Origin of the sequence: Acinetobacter sp. P1(2023), assembly GCF_028367635.1 — a bacterium.
Lineage (GTDB): Bacteria > Pseudomonadota > Gammaproteobacteria > Pseudomonadales > Moraxellaceae > Acinetobacter > Acinetobacter pittii_E.
The window spans coordinates 333,582-354,857 of the sequence record NZ_JAQNDD010000001.1 but is presented as its reverse complement, the minus strand read 5'-3'; the positions used below and the strand labels follow the sequence as shown (position 1 = coordinate 354,857).

Below are 21,276 nucleotides of genomic sequence, written 5' to 3'. Positions count from 1 at the left end.
GATATAAAGTTAAATCACTATTGCAAAAAACTTAATAATCATGAACGCAGATACGGAATTAGCTTTCTTTTGTTTATTGGTTAAACAGGGAAGTCTTGTCGCGACGGCACGAGAGTTAAACTTGACTCCACCTGCGGTTTCTAGACGTTTAACTCAACTTGAAGAGCGTTTAGGAGTAAGGCTTTTAAATAGAACAACACGCCGAATTAGCTTAACCAGTGAGGGTGAGGTCTACTTTGAAAATGCGGTTCGTATTTTAAAAGAGATTGACGAAATGGAGCGTTTGGTTTCAAGTAGTCGGGCAGCGCCCAAAGGGGTATTGCGTGTGAATGCACCTTTAGGCTTTGGTCGTTCTTATATTGCGCCAGCAATTTCTACATTTGCCAAAATCTATCCTGATGTCGATGTTCAACTGCATTTAACTGACCGCCCGATTAATCTGCCAGATGAAGCCATTGATGTGTCAATCCGCTTTGGCGAAATACCCGATTCACGTCTAATTGCCAAAAAATTGGCAGCCAACCGCCGTTTATTATGTGCATCACCTAGCTATTTAAAAATGGCAGGGCAACCGCTCACTCCCCATGATTTAACACAGCATCAGTGCATTGTGATTCGGCAAAATGATTCTGCTTATGGGAATTGGCGGTTAAGTCATGGCAAACAGGTTGAAACTGTTAAAGTTCATGGGCAACTGAGTACCAATGATGGGGCAGTCGCATTAAATTGGGCTTTAGAAGGCTACGGTATTTTGATGCGAGCAGAATGGGACGTAGCAAAATATTTAAGAAGTGGCAGATTGGTTCAAGTGCTAGCGGACTATGAAACACCACCCGCAGATGTCTATGCGGTGTATTTAGAGAGACTGAATCTATCACCTAAAGTCGCGCACTTTTTAGATCATTTACGCCAATTTTTAAATCAGCATGTCGATGGGCCAGAGCCGCGTTCAAGCTGGTAATGATAGGACTAATCTTAATTATAAAAAAGCCAACTTAAAGTCTAAGTTGGCTTTCAACATTATTTTCTATTTAAACGCAAATGTAATAAACGTGTGGCTGAAGTGTGGCGAATTTCATCAATACGCGCATTAAAATATCGTTCAGTAATGGCTTCACCAGAAAGATCTTCGACTACTTCAAATCCCATCTGCTCCACGGACTGATGTAAATCTTTTGGTTTGAATTGGCCTAATAAAGGTTCTTTCAGCAAATGAGTAAATTGTGCAACACCCATGCTTCCAAGTCGCTCAATACCGTTTAATTCCTGAAAATCGGTTGAATAGTCGAGTACCACTTCACTACCGTTTGCAGCAAAGTTAGCAATACTTTTTAAAGTTTCTAGGGTAGTTTGAGGGTTTAAATAGTGCGTTGTGCCTAACCACGAAAAAAATGCAGGAACGGTTGGCTCATAGAGACTTCTAGTCAAAGCTTCCGAAATAGACTCTTTTTCAAAGTTAATCGCGACAAACTCAACGGTAGCAGGAATATTTCCTAGTTTTTTTAGCTTGGCCTGTTTGGCAGCTTGAGTGTCAGGATGGTCTACTTCAAAGATTTTCAAAGTAGGGTAATGGTGTGATTCACGTAGTGCAAAAGAGTCTAGGCCAGCACCCACTAACACATATTGTTGAGTGTCTTTTTGAACTGCCTGATCAAGTAAATCTTCGGCATAGCGAGAGCGTCCGACCACTTGCCCAGTAAGTAAACCTAAAGTGCGGTTTAAAACCGAAGAATTCATGACTTTAACAATCAGTGGGTTAGAGAGCAGTTTTTTCCAGCCTTTACTGGTTAGCTCAAAAGCATAAGGGTCTGAAAATACAGGGTTCTTTGCATTTTGAAAATGATTGGCCCGTAATGCAGCGGCAGCTTCGGCGGTACGACTTGATTGACCTTCTTTCATCTTTATCCTGTTTTTTTATTTCTTGAAGATATTCAACGAAGAAGGCAGTGTATTTCATGAAAACCTAAAATACACTGCCTGTTTCTTACAACTGATTTGATCGAAATTACAAATTAGTGAGTTTTTGTCGTTTGATACGTCACTTCATAATCTTTCAAATCTACTTTTTTCAAACGTTGTTTCAGCTTTTTCAATGACCAAGGCCATGCGGCAAAGTTACGTCCGTTTGCATCAAGATAGTAACTCTTACATCCGCCGCTATTAAATACCGTTGTTTGCAAGTGTTTTTGCACTAAATCGTTATGCTTTTTAATCACATCAGATTTAACATTTAATTTGCTAATTCCTTTGTTTTTAATTTTCAATAAGCCATCTACGATATAGTCGAGCTGTGCTTCTGCCAAACCAATGAAAGAGTCATAGACCAGTACGTTAGGACCCAAAACTAAAAATGCATTTGGTACATTTTCAATGTTGGTACCCAAGTAAGCCTCTGGCGAACTATCTTTCCATATATCTTGTAAACATTGACCTTTTTCATTGTGGACACGTTTACCAATTGGCGGGTGAGATACTTCAAAGCCTGTACCCCAAATAATCACATCAACTTCGTGACGTTCACCATTGGCAGCAACCACCGTATTGCCTTCAACTTTCACTAAACCATGAGGAATGAGAGTCGTATTTGGTGCTTGTAGCGCAGGGTAGTAATTGTTAGCGAATAAAATACGTTTACAGCCAATATCAAAGTTTGGCGTGACATTTTTGCGTAGCACAGGATCATTAATCTGCAATTTAAGTAATTGCTTACCCAAAACATTTACTGGTTTTAGGGCAAGGGGGTTACGTAAACCAAAGTTAATTGCATTGAGTGTTAACGCTACACTTTTACGCCAGCTCGCCTGAATAGCTGGATATTTAGCAATCACTGATTTACTAAATTCACCCAAGTCCGTATCTGGTTTTGGTAGTACCCAAGGTGCTGTACGTTGGAATACAAAAAGTTCTTTCGCTTTTGGTTGAATTTGTGGCACAAACTGAATGGCAGATGCGCCAGTACCAATCACGGCAATACGTTTACCTGTCAAATCATAATCATGGTTCCATTTAGCCGAATGGAACATTTCGCCTTTAAATGTTTCTAGGCCTTCAAGACGTGGGATTTGAGCTTCGGTAATTGGACCTGTGGCAAAAATAACGGTTTTAGACAAATATTGACCAGTCGTGGTATCCAGTACCCACACGTGACGTGAGTCATCCCATGCCGCATTCAGCAATTCATTATTAAATTCGATTTTAGAGGTAACATTAAATTCGTTACTCACATCTTCCAGATAACTTAAGATTTCTGGTTGGCGCGCAAATAAATGGCTCCATTTTGCACTTGGTGCAAATGAATAAGAATAAAGAGCAGACGGTACATCGCAACCACAACCTGGATAGGTGTTTTCACGCCATGTTCCACCCACGCGGCCAGCTTTTTCAATAATCTTATAATTGGTATAACCAACTTGATCTAGGCGAATGGCAGCAGCGATCCCTGAAATGCCTGCACCCACAATAAAAGTATCGAAAATATGGTTTGGTGATTTGACAGCTTTTTTTGCTGAAGCATTTGTTTTCATTTGCGCAGTCATATGTGTACTACCTATAAATTTCTTATTTAAATAATTTGTACGATGTGCCAAGGAACTTGGTATACAAGCTTGGAGATGCACGTTTCATGAGCCAGAATAACTTCGCATCAATTTGAGGAATGGTATAAAGCCCATCTTGATCAAGGCGATTAAGCGTTAATCTTGCAACATCATCACTTGTTGTTAAGGCATAGTTCATCAGTGCATGGTCTGCAAGCTTTGAATAGCGTCCAGGAATCCGACCATTTTTAATGATATTGGTAGGGACCAAGGTAGGGCAGAGTACATTCACTTTAATATTAAACTTACTCAGTTCGGCAGAAAGCGTTTCTGAGAGCGCACGCACACCAGCTTTAGTCACGTTATAAGCAGTCATTTCTGGTGCAGCCGTATACGATGCCGCAGATGCCACATTAATAATCGCGCCGTAACCTAACTTTTTAAACTTTGGAACAAAGGCATGACAACCGTGAATGACACCCCAAAGGTTAATATTCATGACCCAGTTCCAGTCTTCTAGGCTTAGCTCGTCAAACTTACCACCCAATCCCACACCCGCATTATTAATGATGAGTGTTATCGGATGATCAAGTAACTGTTCTGCTTGATCAGCCAAAGCCTGTACTTGTTCTGCTTGCCCAACATCGCACTTTACAGCAAATGCTTTTTGTCCTAACTGTTCAATTAACTTTACAGTTTCTTCAGCAGCTTCGAGATTAATATCTGCACACACTACACTGCCACCACGGTTTGCCAGTTCAACTGCAAAACTTCGACCAATCCCACTGCCTGCACCCGTCACTACGGCATAAGCTTTTTGGCTTGGTTTAACTTTCTTTTTGCCAAATAAAATCATGATTCATCCATAAATAGCTTGAAAAGATACCAGCTACCTTTTGATAGCTGGAAATGCAGGACGATTAAGACATGCGTACTGGTGGGGTAAATTCTTTAACAAAATAAGGAGCAATTGCACCGCCTTCGGTCAGCAATTTCTTTTTGTAATACTCAAGATATTCAGTTGTATCATGATCATTCGGATGAAAGTCTGGACGTAAGTAGTCAAGAATTTGACCAATTGTACTGCCAAAAACTCCATCTTTTGGACCAAAGATTAAGCCTACACCGCGACGAGCATCTTTCCAGAATTTTAAAGTCAGCATCTCTTGCGGCTTTCTTAATACAGGCACAAATAATGTAGTCGCAGGGATTAAACCTAAAATGGTAATTAAAGCGAGGAAGAAACCAGATGCGCGCAGTGGATAACTACCATTTAAAAGTTGATAGACATCGTAGGCAATATCTTTATGTTCAGATTCTTCAAGCATATGCCACATCCACAATGCACGGCTTTTTGCATCATCTGAATAATAGAAGTTCTTTTCATGCTTCATCATGTATTCAGCAAGTACCGCAGTAAAATGCTCAATACCCGCCATCATTGATAGTTTGAGTGGTTGTGGAAACTTTAAGAAAACATATTTAAAGAAGTTCGAGCCAAGAAAACGATAGAGCGCAACAGGATATTCGGCATCTTGAAGGGCATCGTTATATTCATTGTGCAATTTTGAATGAATTGCCTCTTGGCCAATCAGCGAAGTAACGCGCTGTTTTAAAATTGGATCTTTAATAAATTCACGGTGGTGACGAGCGGTTTCAATCACTAGATCTTCACCATAGGTTAAAAACACCGAAAGCGTGGCAAAAAACAAAGTAGCAAATTGGTTGTCCATATAGAATCTGACATCAATTTCCTTACCATCAAAACCAATATTTAAATGACGAATTGGAATTGAACTTTTGCTAGCAAAATCGGGTAACTCAATTTCACGCTGAAATGTAAGTTTTTTGAATGATTTTTTAACTGCGGTCGAGATCATGGCGACACCCTGAGGCAAAGTAGTGGTGCATTTTGATGAAAATGAATAAACTCAATGATCAACAAAGCACTATAAAATTCCATTTTCAAAAGCAGATGATTCTCTGCATTGACTACGGTGTTGTTGCTCCGTTATTTGTTTGATTATTTGGCTGAATAACGGAAAGAAGAGCCGATGTAGACAAGAGCTACTTAATGAGTCTTCTTTAATTTTTTCATATTAATCTGACATTATGTTCGGATTCAATTCGGGTAAATTTTTAAATATATAAAAGTATTTTATAGACATTTTTTGAGATAAGATTTTTAATTAATTTTGCCATATATTTTTAAAAAACAATAAGTTAAATATATATTTTTCTACAAAAGTAATAAGTTAAATTATAAATTGATTGAGAGATTAAGCTTTGCTTTTCTGAATTTTTCCAACTAAGTTTGACAACTATTCGGATTTTGTTTTTTTATTTCTACCGAGTCAAATTACATGCTAATCTGACTTTATGTTCGGATTATTGATTAGATCGTATGACTACGCGTAAACCTCGTCAAACTCGAGCCAAAGTCACTGTCGACACGATTATTGAAGCAGGTTTTATTGCAGTGGCACTTCATGGACCAAGTGGTACTACAACACGTCATATTGCAGAGATTGCAGGTGTGAGTGTCGGGTCTTTATACGAATATTTTAAAAATAAAGAAGAAATTTATGATGCGATGAATCACTTTTTTGTTCGGGAAATTCTGGACATGATTACAGAGCTTACCCCGACGATTTTACAGTTGGAGTTAGAGCCTGTCATTGAAATGATTTTTTATACTTTTAGTGATTTATTAAAGAAAAATAACGACCGCTATTTGACTGTTCTACGTTATGCAGGAGAATTACAGTACGACAAATATATTCCCAAAATTGAACAGGCTTTAATGGAAGTCATCATGAAATATATGATGCATAATCCTAAATACCTAAAAATTAATAATTTGCCTGTAATTACCTATATCTGTATTAACAGTGGAATTTTTAACGTCGCACGGCATCTTATTTTGCCAAACCCTTATATTAGTTTTGACGAAATGGTGCAGGGGCTAACCACGATGATTATGAGCTATATCAATACAGAGATGGCACGTTCAGAAGAACATTGAGCTGAGTTAGAATTTTTATAAGTCCGATCAACAATAAAAAAGCCCTCACATAAATTTTATGCGAGGGCTTAGTTGCATTATGGCATGGTTGGAACTTCTTCAGGACGCATATCGAAAATCAAAATTTCGGCGTTATCACCATTGGTAAACGATAAACTTCCGCCTTCACGAATACGTGCAGCATCGCCAGTGTTAAATGTTTTACCATTTACATCGACACGACCTTTAGCAACGTGTAGGTAAACATATCGACTTTCAGGAATCACAAATTCAGTAGTTTCTTCACCATCAAAAAGACCTGAGTAAATATTAATGTCTTGTTTGATCGACAAAGTTTTCTCGCCACCTTTTGGTGAGATGATCAAATGCAATTTACCGCGTTTGTCTGCTTCATCAATATGAACTTGTTGATAGCCCGGATCTGTATTCACTTTATTTGGAACAACCCAAATTTGCAAGAAATGAACGCCTTCTTGAGCTGAATGGTTAAATTCACTATGAGCAACGCCACGACCTGCACTCATGAGCTGAATATCACCCGGCACAATCACAGAACCTGTACCCATCGAGTCTTTATGCTCTAATGCACCTTCAAGCACATAAGAAATAATTTCCATATTACGGTGAGGGTGGGTACCAAAGCCTTTAGATGGAGCAACGTTATCATCATTAATTACAAGTAGGTCTGAAAAACCAACTTGTTTAGGGTCCCAATAGTTAGCAAATGAAAAGCTATGTTTTGATTGTAACCAACCATGATGTGCTGCACCACGTTCGTGAGATAAACGCATATCAAACATGATGTATTCTCCTCATTTAATTTTTTATCTGAGCACAGTTTATCGTAGCGTTTATAGGAGCGAAGCACTGAAAATAGAAAGCTTGGTGCGATTTATGGAACGATAAAAAATAGGACGTAGTTTTGCTTATAGACAGAAAAGCAAAGAAACAAAAAAAATTATTTTTAAACGATATGTGGAATTCTTTGGGTAGAAGTTTTTAGTTTATAAGTTAAACAGCAAATACAAAAAATTAGTCGCTAAAGAAACAAGTTTCGAGAAAACCCCATCGACAAAACTAACTTATTTTTATTTTATTTAAGGCTTACTAAATACAAAGAAATTTTAAGCCATATACACATTTGTCTATGCTCTATCTTTAAAATAACTTAATAATTAAAACTGATAAAAAGCTAATATTAAAAATAACTAAAATAAGCTGATATAAAATAAAGTTACTTTTCAATTGAAAAGTTTAATAATTATTAAGAGTATTATAAATAATTAAAAATCACTTTTATTTTCAAATATTTGAGTAAGAGTGTGTTATTGTAAATAAATGTGAAAATATTCACAAAGCTATAATTTTTTGTTAAGATCATTAACATTAAAAACATAGAGATAATAATAATGATCAATAAAGTATTAATAGTGTTGTGTGTGAGTATTGTCTTTGTATTAGGATATTGGGCTTATTTGGATAGTCAAAATAAAAGACATCAAGAACTCATGCGGATCATACAAGAAGCTGAAAGAAATCTACAAAGTATCGAACGTAATCCAAACCATGCTCATCACAGCAATTTAGCTTCTTATAATATGCAAGAATATATCGGTGACAAAAAATTATTTTCTAGCAGTATTGAGCTATAAATTTCTAACTTTTACAGTGTCATTGGTCATATCTTTTCATAAATTTTGATCATGTTTCTGTTGAATCTGTTAAACTTATTGAACGTATAGTAAAAAAGCTGCATAGGGGTTATGCAGCTTTTTTGTGTTTCAAGAGGGGCTGTGGTTGTTTTCTATGCATGAAAACAGACATCAAATGAGTGGCATATTTGTTGCTTCATAAGTTTGTGATTCTTGTTTATAGGGCTGAACAGAAAAACAATATTGTTCAGTGACCTACATAGACGTAAATATTCCACAGTTCAGATTTTGCATAGAGGCTACTTATGGCGGCGCCCAATTCTTCGGCAGGCTGGTTAGAGCGTTTATTTAAGTTAAGCGACAATAAAACCACTTTCCGAACTGAAGTTCTTGCTGGTGTAACTACATTCCTAACGATGTGTTACATCATTATTGTCAATCCACTCATTTTATCTGAAACCGGCATGGATCATGGTGCCGTATTCGTTGCGACCTGTTTGGCAGCAGCAATCGGATGTCTAGTGATGGGGATCATTGCTAATTATCCAATCGCACTGGCCCCTGGTATGGGTTTAAACGCTTACTTTACCTATTCGGTTTGTATGGGAATGGGCGTGCCATGGCAAACAGCTTTAGCGGCTGTTTTTGTTTCAGGCCTTGTCTTTCTTGCAATTAGCTTCTTTAAAATTCGTGAAGCGATTGTCAATGCGATTCCGATGTCGCTTAAGTTTGCAATTGGCGGTGGTATTGGTTTATTCCTAGCACTGATTGCACTAAAAAATGCCGGAATTATTGTTGATAACCAAGCAACTTTGGTTGGTTTGGGTGATATCAAACAACCAACAGTGTTATTGGCGTTATTCGGATTTTTACTGATTGTGGTTTTACACCAATTAAAGGTTCGCGGTGCAATCATCATTAGTATTTTAGTTGTTACTGCAATTGCTACTGCTTTAGGCCTAAACGAATTTAAGGGTGTGGTGGGGCAAATTCCTTCAATTGCACCAACGTTCATGCAAATGGATTTTGAAGGTCTATTTACAGCAAGTATGGTCGGTGTCATCTTTGTATTCTTTATTGTCGACTTGTTTGACAGTACGGGTACGTTGGTTGGTGTATCGCACCGTGCTGGTCTTTTACAAGATGGTAAATTACCTCGTTTGAAAAAAGCATTATTTGCAGACTCTACTGCAATTGTTGCTGGTGCTGCATTAGGTACATCTTCAACTACGCCATATATTGAATCAGCTTCAGGTGTAGCAGCAGGGGGGCGTACTGGTTTAACCGCTGTTGTCGTTGCAGTTTTATTTATCTGCTGTTTATTCTTAGCACCTCTTGCTCAATCTGTACCAGGTTTTGCAACTGCGCCAGCTTTATTGTTCATTGGTGTGCTGATGATTCAAGGGATCACTCATATTGATTGGGATGATATTACTGAAGCTGTTCCAGCATTTTTAACCATTGTATTTATGCCATTTACCTATTCAATTGCTGATGGTATTGCAATGGGCTTTATTAGCTATGCATTAGTTAAATTATTCACGGGTAAGGCAAAAACTGTACCGTACATGGTATGGATTATTGCTGCGCTTTGGGTATTTAAATTTATCGCGTTTGGCGGTTAATATGATTTTTTATAATTTTCTTCTTGAGCTATCTTAGACATAGTTTTCAATAAGAAGAAAATTATAAAAGGGTGTGATTTTGACCACACCCTTTTTTCTTTAGACGTGGAGTTAATATGAATCAAGTCGAGCTGATTCGCGCCTTACCAAAAGCCGAATTGCATGTACATATTGAAGGGACTTTTGAACCTGAATTAATGTTTGCAATTGCCCAGCGCAATCAGATTCAGATTCCTTACAAATCTGTTGAAGAAGTAAAGCAAGCTTATAACTTTCATAATCTTCAATCATTCTTAGATATTTACTATGCTGGTGCGAATGTTCTTGTACATGAACAAGACTTTTACGATTTAGCATGGGCTTATTTTGAAAAATGTGCCGAAGATCGTGTTGTTCACACAGAAATGTTCTTTGACCCGCAAACCCATATTGACCGTGGGATTGCGTTCTCAACAGTGATTAACGGTTTAAAGCGTGCTTGTGCAGATGCTAAAGCTAAGTTTGGTATCAGCTCTCAACTGATTATGTGTTTCTTACGTCATTTAAGCGAAGAAGCTGCATTTGAAACGCTTGAACAGGCGCTGCCGTTTAAGCAAGACATTATTGCAGTAGGACTCGATTCAAGTGAAGTAGGGCATCCACCAGCTAAGTTTGAACGTGTTTTTGCTAAGGCACGTGAAGAGGGTTTCTTAATCGTTGCTCACGCTGGCGAAGAAGGTCCGCCTGAATATGTATGGGAAGCTTTAGATCTACTTAAAGTGAACCGTATTGATCATGGTGTGCGTTCTGAAGAAGATGAACAATTAATGGCGCGTTTAATTAACGAAAAAATGCCTTTAACCGTTTGTCCTTTAAGTAACTTAAAGCTATGTGTTGTTAAAGATATGAAAGATCATAATATCCGTCGTCTATTGCAAAAAGGCGTACACGTGACGGTTAACTCAGATGATCCTTCATATTTCGGTGGGTATATGAATGACAATTTCTTTGCCATCCAGCAAGCTTTAGATTTAAACAATGATGAGTTGAAGCAACTCGCAATTAATTCTTTTGAAGCTTCTTTCATTTCAGATGAAGAGAAACAAAAGTGGATTGCAGAAATCCAAAAAATCTAAATAAAAAAACCGCCTATCTCAGGCGGTTTTTTTATACATCAGGTTTATTTAGGTTGTTTGGTCATGCTATTTAAAATATTGTCTTTATCGATAAAGTGATGTTTTAAAGCTGCAAGTACATGCCCAACAACAAGAAAACCTGCAAACCAAGAAATATAAATATGTAATGGTTTAACAACAGCTAAAAGCTCTGGGTTATCTTGCACTAAACGCGGAATTTCAAATAAATATAAAACTGGAGCAGGGTGACCAGCACTCCAACTAAACAAACAACCAGTGACAGGTAAAGCCACCAAAATTACATACAAGAATAGATGACCAACATGTGCCAGAGTTTTCATCATTGGAGACATGGTATCAGGTAGTTTTGGAGCTGGATGAGTATAGCGCCATAAAATCCGGATAATGACTAAAAAGATAATGGTCGTTGCAATATTTTTGTGGAATGTAATGACATCGCCTTTAAAGCTGCCATCAACGTCATAACTTAAAAAATTTCCACTATAAAAGCCAATAACCCATGCTGTGATGAAAATGATTGCCATCACCCAATGCAGAATTTGTGCGGTACGGGTGTAATACTGAGAGGAAACAGCAGGCATAAAAGACCCTTTTTTTGTCGTTTTGATTTGTGATTTTAGGGGAAATCGCAGATTTTGAGAAATATTTTAAATGTAACGGAGCGTGCTAAAAACAGAACGTATTAAGCTAAAAAAAGCAATTGATGAGCTGAGTTTCGTTTCGGAAAAGAGTTTGCATAAATGCATCAAATTATTTGTTTCTTCTAAAGTCGAGTTTAGGCACAATACGCGCTGCCAAGGTTCAATCAAAAGGAAAAAATGATGAAAAAATTGATGCTCGCTCTAGCACCAGTTGTTTTAGCTTTAACAGCATGCGCAACGACTACAGGCACTGACACAGGTTCTGCACAAACGACAACTCAACAATTAGGCGTTGCTGCGTTAAAAGTTGCGGTAAATGCAAAATGTATTACAGAGATTAATAATGTTGCGGCTTGGAAAACAGCAACAAAATATATGACTGCTGAGCAACGTGATAGCATCCAAACCAATGTATGTGGTTGTGTAAGCGAAAAAGCTCCGAATAGTGTGACTGCAGTAGAATTAGCAGCAGCTGCACTTGATGTAAACACACGTGCTACAATCGTAAACCAAGTGGTTTCTAAAACTGTAAACGCTTGTGTGGCAGAAGCTTTACAAAAGTAATTAATAATTTTGTGTTAAAGAAGGCTGATTACTATTGATCAGCCTCTTTTGTTTTTAAAGGTAGTGAGTCGATGTTTATTGCTGGTGTAGATGAGGCAGGACGGGGGCCTTTAGTAGGTTCGGTTGTGGCAGCAGCTGTGATTTTAGATCCGAATAATCCAATTTTGGGATTGAATGATTCTAAAAAATTAACTGAAAAGAAACGTGAAAAGTTGTTTATTGAAATACAAGAAAAAGCCTTAGCTTGGTCAATTGCCGAAGCAACACATGCTGAAATTGATGAACTAAATATTTTACAGGCAACTTTTTTGGCTATGCAGCGTGCTGTTGATGGTTTAAAAACCCAACCACAAAAAGTAATTGTAGATGGTAACCAAATTCCTAAAGGAATTATTATTCCTTGTGAAGCGATTGTTGGTGGAGATGCAAGCCATGCTGAAATTAGTGCAGCAAGCATCTTGGCAAAAGTAACACGAGATCGACAAATGGCAGAATTAGATCAGCAATATCCGTTATTTGGTTTTGCCAAACATAAAGGATATCCAACCAAAGCGCACTTTGAAGCGATTGCTGTGCATGGCGTGATTGATCAGCATCGCCGTAGTTATGCACCTGTTAAACGTGCTTTAGGTCTATAAATACAAACACCTAAAAAATTTAAAGCGACTATAAAGTCGCTTTAATTAGGGAGAGAACAACTTCATACTAACGATTGAAGTTTTTCTGTGCATAATTATCATCTTCATAAGAAACTTGATAATCTTGATCAAGATGTTGAAGGTGTTCATGCATTGCACGTTCATGTTGAATACGTTGATAAATTTCTTCGCGATGAACAGAAACCTCTTTTGGTGCATTCACACCAATTCGAACTTGGTTTCCTTTGACGCCAAGCACAGTAACACTGACTTGATCCCCAATCATTAATGTTTCCCCGACACGGCGGGTCAGAATCAGCATGTTTATCTCCTTGCTAAACGCTTAAAACTGCAATATTGGTACCCAAATAAAAAGCTCAACCTCAGTTTTCAGTCAGATTCTAACAGAAATATGAGAACAAAGTCATATTTTGATAATCTCTGCCAAAAAACTTTCCGTTTAATATAACAGAGCCGCTATAAAAAAAACTATAGCGGCTCTGTGTTTTCTTTGATTATTGTCGGACAAGTAAACATTTTTTAATGAATTCTTGACCGTTCGGTAAAATTAAGCGCGTGCGCTGCTTTCACCATGTTCACGATCTAAACCAAAAGCGGTATGTAGGCAACGAACTGCAAGCTCAAGGTATTTCTCGTCGATAATGACAGAAACTTTAATTTCAGAAGTTGAAATCATAAGGATGTTGATACCTTCATCAGCAAGGGCAGTGAACATTTTGCTCGCTACACCTGCGTGTGAACGCATACCTACACCAACGATAGACACTTTAACGATGTCATCACGTGTTGAAACTTCACGTGCACCAATATTTTTGGCAGTTTCATTTAAGATTTTTTCAGCTTTCGCTAAATCAACACGGTTTACAGTGAAAGTAAAATCTGTTGTGCCATCTTCTTCAACATTTTGGACTATCATATCCACTTCAATGTTGGCATCACTTACTGGTGATAAAATTTTAGAAGCAATACCTGGCTCATCAGGTACACCTAAAATTGTTAATTTTGCTTCGTCACGGTTAAAAGCGATACCTGCAATGATTGGCTGTTCCATAGTGTCTTCTGCCTCAGTAGTAATGAGTGTACCTACATTTTCTTTAAATTCGTCGTCAAATGCGCCGTCGTCATCATTATCAAAACTTGATAATACGCGTAAAGGAACCTGATATTTTCCGGCAAATTCTACTGAGCGAATCTGTAAAACTTTAGAACCTAATGATGCCATTTCTAGCATTTCTTCAAAAGAAATACGGTCGATTTTTTTGGCTTTAGGAGCAACACGAGGATCAGTGGTGTAAACGCCATCTACATCAGTATAAATCTGACATTCGTCAGCTTTTAAAGCAGCAGCAAGGGCAACACCAGAAGTATCTGAACCACCTCGACCTAGTGTTGTAGTATTTCCATTGGCATCAAAACCTTGGAAACCAGCAACCACAATAACACGGCCTGCATCTAGATCATTGGTCATGACATCTGTATCAATAGACTCGATACGCGCCTTGGTAAATGCACTGTCAGTTTTAATACCGACTTGACGTCCGGTATAGGATTTAGCTTCCACACCAATCGAATTAAGTGCCATAGCTAACATGGAAATCGTCACCTGTTCACCGGTTGAAACCATTTGGTCTAACTCACGTGGGTCAGGTGTTTCGGTAATGGCTTTAGCGAGAGCAAGTAAGCGGTTTGTTTCACCACTCATTGCAGATACGACCACAACAACCTTGTGACCGTGATCATGCCAACGCTTCACACGACGAGCAACATTTAAAATGCGCTCGGGGGTACCCATAGAAGTACCGCCATATTTTTGAACGATTAATGCCATAGTTGTTCCATATAAGCCATGACCCTGAGAGGCTTTTCAGGGTCAGTTACACAAAAAGTGAAGTCTTATTTTTGTTCAAGCCATGCAGGCAATGCTGCGATCACTTGTCCAAACTTCTCGTTAAGTGGCGCGCCACCTTGTGCTAAGTCAGGTTTACCACCACCTTTACCACCTAACTCGGTTGCTAGATGCTTGATGATGTCACCTGCTTTTAGATTTGCAGTGTATTGTGATGCAACTGAAGCAAGCAGGCTAACTTTGTCACCCTCTACACCAGCTAACACAATAACTGCATTCTCTAATTTTGATTTAACACTGTCATGCAAGTTGCGAAGTGATTTTGCATCTACACCTTGGACAGTGGTAATAAGCGTTTGACGACCAGCAATGGTTTGTACCTGATCAATCAATTCTGACGCTTGGAAGTTTGCCAATTTCTGATTGAGTTGTTCAATCTGCTTTTGTAATGCAGAAACCAATTCAACATTGGCTTGTACACGCTCAACAGTTTGGTCTTTCTGTGCTTTTAATAAGCCATTAATGTGCTGGATATCAGCATCAGTTTTTTGTACTACATCTAGCGCTTTAGTACCTGTAACGGCTTCAATACGACGTACACCAGCAGCTACACCGCCTTCAGAAGTGATTTTGAATAAACCAATATCACCTGTACGTTTAACGTGAATACCACCACACAGTTCAATTGAGAAGTTTTTCTCATCAATAATTGAACCCATAGAAAGTACACGTACTTCATCACCGTATTTTTCACCAAACAACATCATGGCACCTTTAGCTTTTGCAGCTTCAATGTCAAGAAGTTCGGTTGTTACAGCACTATTTGCGATAATTTCTGCATTCACTAAACGCTCAACTTGTTGTAACTGTTCAAAAGTTACAGGTTGATCATTAGCAAAGTCGAAACGTAAGATATCACTTGCAACTAAAGAACCTTTTTGTTGTACATGTGAACCTAAGATTTGACGAAGGGCAGCATGTAATAGGTGAGTTGCAGAGTGGTTACGAGCTGTTGCATCACGAATGTCTGCTTTAACAATCGCTTCAACATTTTGCTCGGCTTTAAGACTACCAACGGTCACAATACCTTGATGAACAAAGGCACCGCCTGACTTTTTAGTATCTTGAACTTCAAAAATACCAGTTTCGTTTTTGAAGATACCAGTGTCGCCAATCTGACCACCACTTTCAGCATAGAAAGGAGTTTGGTTTAAAACGATAAGCGCTTCATCACCTTCAGAAACTTCGTCAACTTGTACGCCATCTTTATAGATCGCTACAATTTGACCTTGACCAGTGGTGTTAATGTAACCATCAAACTGAGTTTCGCCTTCAACTTTTACAATGTTGTTGTAGTCGACTGCAAACTTACCAGCATCACGAGCACGTTGACGCTGTGCAGCCATTTCTACTTCAAAACCAGCTTCATCAATGATAAAGCCACGTTCACGTGCAATATCAGCAGTTAAGTCAGTTGGGAAGCCGTAAGTGTCGTAAAGTTTAAATACAGTCGCACCAGGAATTGTCTTATCTTTTAATTGAGCAAGCTCGCCCTCAAGTAGCTTTAAGCCTTGCTCAAGTGTTTTAGCGAACTGTTCTTCTTCACGAATTAAAGTTGCTTCAATCACATCTTTACGAGCTGCAAGTTCTGGATATGCATCACCCATAACTTCAATTAAAGGTTGCAACATTTTGTAGAAGAACGTACCAGTTGCCCCAAGTTTATTACCGTGACGCACAGCGCGGCGGATAATACGGCGAAGTACATATCCACGACCTTCATTGCTTGGGTTTACACCATCAGCAATAAGGAAACAGCATGAACGCGCATGGTCGGCAACAACACGTAAAGAAGGCTGACCTTGGTCTTCAATACCAATAATATTTGCAGCAGCTTTTAATAGGTGTTGGAACAGGTCAATATCGTAGTTCGAGTTAACATGTTGCAATACAGCAGAGATACGCTCCAAGCCCATGCCTGTATCGACAGATGGAGCAGGGAGAGGGTGAAGTACGCCATCAGCAGTACGATTAAACTGCATGAAAACGTTGTTCCAGATTTCAATGAAACGATCACCGTCTTCTTCAGGTGAGCCTGGTAAACCACCCCAAATGTGGTCACCATGGTCAAAGAAGATTTCAGAACATGGACCACATGGGCCTGTATCACCCATTGCCCAGAAGTTATCAGATGCGTATTTTTCGCCTTTATTATCACCAATACGGATAATACGTTCTGGCGCTAAACCGATTTCTTTGTTCCAGATGTCGTACGCTTCGTCATCAGTATGGTAAACCGTGACATAAAGTTTATCTTTTGGTAAAGCAAGCCATTGTTCGCTGGTTAAAAATTCCCATGCGAATTTAAGTGCATCACGTTTGAAATAATCACCAAATGAGAAATTACCTAACATTTCAAAGAATGTATGGTGACGTGCAGTGTAGCCAACGTTGTCTAAGTCATTGTGTTTACCGCCAGCACGTACACATTTTTGTGATGTAGTTGCACGTACATAGTCACGCTTCTCAAGACCTAAAAAGCAGTCTTTAAACTGGTTCATCCCAGCATTTGTAAATAATAAAGTTGGGTCGTTGGCAGGAACAAGAGAACTCGACGCGACACGTGTATGCCCTTGCGTTTCAAAGTAGCGCAAAAATGCTTCACGAATTTCAGCAGATGTCATTAAACGAGTACTCACAACCAAGTCACTCCATATTTTCGAATTTGGCTAAAAGTATCAATGCCTGTTTGTTTTATACAAAACCTGAGCATGTGATACGGGGCTTATTTTTTAAAAACGCTAAATTGTAGCGGAAAAACCCCACCGAACCAACGATTTTAAAAGGAATATCTTACAAAACTGTGATTTGGCTAAAAATCTATATTCAATTGGCTGTGACGTGCTTTACTATATGCCTTCTTTAGTTTGTAGTTTTGTTGATAAGGATAGGTCATGCAACGTATCGCCATTAATGGGTTTGGTCGAATTGGACGTAATGTTTTACGTGCCTGGTTCGAGAGCCCAAAACAATTTCATTTTGAAATCGTGGCGATTAACGATATAGCAGATGTCCAGACATTAGTGCATTTATTTAAATATGATTCTACACATGGCCGTTTCAATGGAAATGTAGAAATATTGATTGAAAATAAAAAAGTTTTTTTGAATATTCAGTCAAATCAACGAACACTAAAAGTTGAGGTTTTAAAGCAGAAACAACCTGAACTTTTACCATGGTCTAGTTTAGATATTGATGTGGTGCTTGAGTGTACTGGACTGTTCCGTTCTCATGCAGATGCAACACGTCATCTACAAGCAGGGGCGAAGCGTGTCATTATTGGGGCAGCACCTTTTGATCATGTAGATGCAGCTATTGTTTATGGTGTGAACCATAATGAAGTCAAAGTGACTGATCAAGTTATATCGAGTGTGTCATGTACTACGCAGGCTTTGGTGCCATTAGTAAAAATTATTGATGATGCTTTTGGTATTGAAACTGCGCTTATGACCGAGATTCATGCAGTAACGGCAGACCAGTCCGTACTTGATCACGCGCACCGTGATTTACGCCGTGCTAGAGCTTCAGGACAAAATATTATTCCGACCACATCTAGTGCACTCGGAGCATTAAAACGTGTTATGCCTAAAATGGAAGACCGTATTGATGGTTATTCAATTCGAGTGCCAACTATTAATGTGGCTGCAATTGACTTAACTTTTATCGCGCAATCTCCAATTACTGTGCATCATATTAATGAGTTACTCATTAAAGCATCTCAAACAGACTATGCAGAAATTATGGCAGTAACAGATGAGCCATTGGTTTCAAGTGATTTTAATCATTCACCTTATTCACTCATTGTTGATTTAACCCAAACTATGGTCGTTGGACATCAAGCTAAAGTATTCGCCTGGTACGATAATGAGTGGGGATATGCAAATCGATTATTGGATCTGTGTGACTCTTTCTAAATGTAAATTTAAATCATTTAAGGGTGTTGAATTAACATCCTTATTATGATTATTAATTTAAAAATAATTAAAACTCTAAATATTCATGTTGTGTAAAATTATATCTATTTGTATGATTCGCAAACATTAAAATTTTAATTATAGAGTTCATATGAAATTTAACTCAAAAAAAATAAGTGGTTTTTTAATTTTTACATCTACTATTATTTTAGCTGCTTGTGGTGGTGAAGGCTCAGATCAAAATACCCATGATCAAGCTGAAAATAATTTAGAAAAAGAAGACAAAATTTACCAAGTTTATTATCAACCTTCTGATATTTCCTCAGGTATCTATAGTGATTCTTTTGAAATTACTCAATATCCAATTAAGAATAATGAAATCTTCTTTGCAAAGTCACATAACCAGCCGTTAGAAACTGAGGTTTTAACTGAAAAGAAAATTTTAAATAAAGGGACCTTACAAACCAATATTGTGAAAAGGTTAACATCTAGCAGTTGGACTTATGAATTAACCCCTGATTTGAAAAAGAATTTAAAGTTTGAAATTGTGAAGTTGGATGGTGAAAATATCTTTGACCGTGTATTGCCGGGCTATAAAGAAAATAAAAATCTAGAAACAGGTCTTCATAATCAACTTGATAAAAATTTAATTGAATTTTATCAAAACTATAAGAATGTTAGATTTCCAAAAAATAGTTATTGTTATCGTTTAAAAGAGGCTCAATGGAATCAATCTTATATTTCAGATATATCTGGTTTTGATTCAAATCCATCATTTAGTGAGAAAAAGCAGAAAATTATTGAAAGATATAATAATCTAGGTTCAGATAAAAAGTATTTTAGGCTTCTAAATTCACAGTGGTACGGCTATAACTTAACTGTTTTAGAAAACTTAGAAACTAGTGATATTCAAAGCGCATTGGGAAATAATAATAACCAGTCTGCTTTTTTTATTAATTTTATATCAAGTAGTCGGTGGGATGCCGATAGAAATTTAGCTTATGAGAAGTCTCATCTGTATTCTACCGATGATAACCCGCTTAATGAGGTGCACTCATTAATTGCTTTCAAACAAAAGCTAAAAATCGCAAATCTTGAAAAAGGTTGTTTTGCTTTTAATACTCAAGCAGCTCAAGCTCTTCAAAGATTAAATTTAGTTAACTGGCAACCAGGTGATAGTTCAGATATTGGCCCATTCTTTGGTCGAAGAACTTTTGCCTATAATGTGAGTGAAGCAGAATAAGGTATTGAATATTCTTGTTAATTCATAAAATCTTCTTTTTGACTTTAGAGTTTATTAAGAAAGATTTATGCAAATTGTCAGGTGCATGGCAGAAAGTATCATGCTACACTAAGAGAAATCGGGTGTGTTCCCGATTTTTTTATGTGGGGTCGTTCCACGTTGATCAGATTTTAGGCTTGAAATATGACCATTTCAGAGACATGGTTGCTGCCTGACGGGGTAGCAGATGTATTGCCGGAACAGGCACAAGTCATTGAAAAACTTCGCCGTGAAGCTTTAGATTTCCTCGCGGTACGAGGTTATCAATTGGTATATACACCATTTATTGAATACATCGAATCGTTGTCTTCATTATCAGAATCAAATCAAGACTTGGATTTAGTAACTTTTAAGGTCATTGATCAGCTCTCAGGCCGTTTACTCGGTGTTCGTGCTGATATGACGCCACAAGTTGCACGTATCGATGCACATGTAAGACCAGTTGAAGGCGTTGCACGTTACTGTTATTCAGGGACTGTATTACATACTAAACCACAAAATTTTAATGCCACACGTGCACCTCTACAATTAGGTGCAGAGTTATACGGGCATGACAGTATCGAAGCTGATGTCGAAATGGTCGATGTTATGCTGGGGTTGATTGAGAACATCTATACTTTACAAGGCGCGCATCTAGATTTGGGCCATGTAGGGTTGTTCCGCAGTTTAGTAAAGTATGCTGGCCTGTCAAAAAATGAAGAGCGTGAGCTTTCAGATCTTTACCAAAGAAAAGCATTACCAGAGTTAGCTGAATTTACTCAAAACCTTAATATGGGTTCTGATTTTTATGCGCTTGGCCGCTATTCTAGTGATCTAGAAGCATTACAGGCGAATTTAAGTGCAAACATCTTACAAGATGCTGAATTTAAGTCAGCGTTAGATGCACTTAAAACAACGCTTGCGCAAATTAAAGGTCGTTGGCCAAATCTCAATATCGGTATTGATGTTGTAGAGCTACGCAGTTATCACTATCACACTGGCTTAATGTATGCAGTCTATGCACCGAACCGTGCTGCACCTTTAGCACAGGGTGGCCGTTACGATGGTATTGGTGAGCACTTTGGCCGCGCACGTCCTGCTACTGGCTTCAGTTGTGATTTATATGCTTTAGGTGCAAATCAGTTCGCCGAAATCGAAACTGTTGTTGCTCCAAAAGGTTCAGAACAGGATTTACTCTCAGCAATTTCGAATGCACGTGCTCAAGGTTTACGTGTCGTTCAATTGTTGGGTAATGATGATTTAAGTTCTATTCCATATGCGACCCATCAATTCGTGTCGCAAAATGGACAATGGAATATTGAAAAGATTTAATCGCCAACGGTAAGTTTTTTTACTG

The 21,276-nt window shown here is 38.1% G+C and carries 19 protein-coding genes; 10 read left to right on the top strand and 9 right to left on the bottom strand.

The annotated features are described in order from the left end of the window. Nucleotides 1-40: 40 nt before the first annotated feature. Entirely contained in the window at nt 41-961 is a 921-nt protein-coding gene (locus tag POD11_RS01665; protein ID WP_016141783.1) for a LysR family transcriptional regulator, read from the top strand. A 59-nt stretch (nt 962-1,020) separates the two neighbouring features. Here the strand turns inward: POD11_RS01665 and POD11_RS01660 are convergent, their stop codons facing one another. The 4 genes from POD11_RS01660 to POD11_RS01645 form a co-directional block, all read right to left on the bottom strand. Continuing rightward, nucleotides 1,021-1,899: a class I SAM-dependent methyltransferase gene (locus POD11_RS01660; RefSeq protein WP_262456083.1), complete on the bottom strand. Its 879-nt coding sequence runs from the start codon at nt 1,897-1,899 to the stop codon at nt 1,021-1,023. Nucleotides 1,900-2,012: 113 nt separating this feature from the next. Further along, entirely contained in the window at nt 2,013-3,536 is a 1,524-nt protein-coding gene (locus POD11_RS01655; protein ID WP_262456081.1) for a flavin-containing monooxygenase, read from the bottom strand. Nucleotides 3,537-3,558: 22 nt separating this feature from the next. Next, nucleotides 3,559-4,392 carry an SDR family NAD(P)-dependent oxidoreductase gene (locus POD11_RS01650; protein WP_262456080.1) on the bottom strand — a complete coding sequence of 278 codons (834 nt, stop codon included), beginning with the start codon at nt 4,390-4,392 and terminating at the stop codon, nt 3,559-3,561. 64 nt (nt 4,393-4,456) lie between these two features. Beyond that, nucleotides 4,457-5,416 carry a metal-dependent hydrolase gene (locus POD11_RS01645; protein WP_125698620.1) on the bottom strand — a complete coding sequence of 320 codons (960 nt, stop codon included), beginning with the start codon at nt 5,414-5,416 and terminating at the stop codon, nt 4,457-4,459. A gap of 524 nt (nt 5,417-5,940) precedes the next feature. Between POD11_RS01645 and POD11_RS01640 the strand changes: the two genes are divergently transcribed. Next, a complete protein-coding gene (locus POD11_RS01640; RefSeq protein WP_002163161.1) occupies nt 5,941-6,561 on the top strand; it encodes a TetR/AcrR family transcriptional regulator in 621 nt (206 codons plus the stop codon). A gap of 77 nt (nt 6,562-6,638) precedes the next feature. Here the strand turns inward: POD11_RS01640 and POD11_RS01635 are convergent, their stop codons facing one another. Next, nucleotides 6,639-7,361 (bottom strand): pirin family protein, encoded by a 723-nt coding sequence (locus POD11_RS01635; RefSeq protein WP_262456077.1) that lies wholly within the window; start codon nt 7,359-7,361, stop codon nt 6,639-6,641. 609 nt (nt 7,362-7,970) lie between these two features. On the opposite strand from POD11_RS01635, the gene POD11_RS01630 reads away from it, so the two are divergent. From POD11_RS01630 to POD11_RS01620, 3 genes are all read left to right on the top strand, one after another. Next, the gene (locus POD11_RS01630; RefSeq protein WP_016141777.1) at nt 7,971-8,213 is read left to right on the top strand and encodes a hypothetical protein; all 243 of its coding nucleotides are present in this window, start codon (nt 7,971-7,973) and stop codon (nt 8,211-8,213) included. A 305-nt stretch (nt 8,214-8,518) separates the two neighbouring features. Further along, nucleotides 8,519-9,838 carry an NCS2 family permease gene (locus POD11_RS01625; protein WP_216969224.1) on the top strand — a complete coding sequence of 440 codons (1,320 nt, stop codon included), beginning with the start codon at nt 8,519-8,521 and terminating at the stop codon, nt 9,836-9,838. Nucleotides 9,839-9,954: 116 nt separating this feature from the next. Beyond that, the gene (locus POD11_RS01620; protein ID WP_262456076.1) at nt 9,955-10,953 is read left to right on the top strand and encodes an adenosine deaminase; all 999 of its coding nucleotides are present in this window, start codon (nt 9,955-9,957) and stop codon (nt 10,951-10,953) included. A 44-nt stretch (nt 10,954-10,997) separates the two neighbouring features. Here the strand turns inward: POD11_RS01620 and POD11_RS01615 are convergent, their stop codons facing one another. Continuing rightward, nucleotides 10,998-11,555, bottom strand: coding sequence for a cytochrome b (locus tag POD11_RS01615; protein ID WP_262456075.1), 558 nt, complete (start codon nt 11,553-11,555; stop codon nt 10,998-11,000). A 240-nt stretch (nt 11,556-11,795) separates the two neighbouring features. Here POD11_RS01615 and POD11_RS01610 point away from each other — a divergent pair, with 240 nt between their 5' ends. Further along, nucleotides 11,796-12,179 (top strand): hypothetical protein, encoded by a 384-nt coding sequence (locus tag POD11_RS01610; protein ID WP_016141773.1) that lies wholly within the window; start codon nt 11,796-11,798, stop codon nt 12,177-12,179. A gap of 71 nt (nt 12,180-12,250) precedes the next feature. Beyond that, complete coding sequence (gene rnhB, locus POD11_RS01605) at nt 12,251-12,817, top strand: ribonuclease HII (RefSeq protein ID WP_002163155.1); 567 nt, start codon at nt 12,251-12,253, stop codon at nt 12,815-12,817. A gap of 67 nt (nt 12,818-12,884) precedes the next feature. On the opposite strand, the gene csrA is transcribed toward rnhB, so the two are convergent. From csrA to alaS, 3 genes are all read right to left on the bottom strand, one after another. Next, nucleotides 12,885-13,139, bottom strand: a complete 255-nt coding sequence (gene csrA, locus POD11_RS01600; RefSeq protein ID WP_000906487.1) for a carbon storage regulator CsrA — start codon at nt 13,137-13,139, stop codon at nt 12,885-12,887. 246 nt (nt 13,140-13,385) lie between these two features. Continuing rightward, entirely contained in the window at nt 13,386-14,666 is a 1,281-nt protein-coding gene (locus POD11_RS01595) for an aspartate kinase (RefSeq protein WP_016141772.1), read from the bottom strand. Nucleotides 14,667-14,731: 65 nt separating this feature from the next. Beyond that, nucleotides 14,732-17,368, bottom strand: a complete 2,637-nt coding sequence (gene alaS, locus POD11_RS01590; protein WP_262445252.1) for an alanine--tRNA ligase — start codon at nt 17,366-17,368, stop codon at nt 14,732-14,734. Nucleotides 17,369-17,638: 270 nt separating this feature from the next. Here alaS and POD11_RS01585 point away from each other — a divergent pair, with 270 nt between their 5' ends. The 3 genes from POD11_RS01585 (at nt 17,639) to POD11_RS01575 (ending at nt 21,251) form a co-directional block, all read left to right on the top strand. After that, nucleotides 17,639-18,658 carry a type I glyceraldehyde-3-phosphate dehydrogenase gene (locus POD11_RS01585; protein ID WP_262456073.1) on the top strand — a complete coding sequence of 340 codons (1,020 nt, stop codon included), beginning with the start codon at nt 17,639-17,641 and terminating at the stop codon, nt 18,656-18,658. Nucleotides 18,659-18,809: 151 nt separating this feature from the next. Continuing rightward, a complete protein-coding gene (locus POD11_RS01580) occupies nt 18,810-19,901 on the top strand; it encodes a hypothetical protein (protein WP_262456072.1) in 1,092 nt (363 codons plus the stop codon). Nucleotides 19,902-20,084: 183 nt separating this feature from the next. Beyond that, complete coding sequence (locus tag POD11_RS01575) at nt 20,085-21,251, top strand: ATP phosphoribosyltransferase regulatory subunit (RefSeq protein ID WP_016141687.1); 1,167 nt, start codon at nt 20,085-20,087, stop codon at nt 21,249-21,251. Nucleotides 21,252-21,276: the final 25 nt, after the last annotated feature.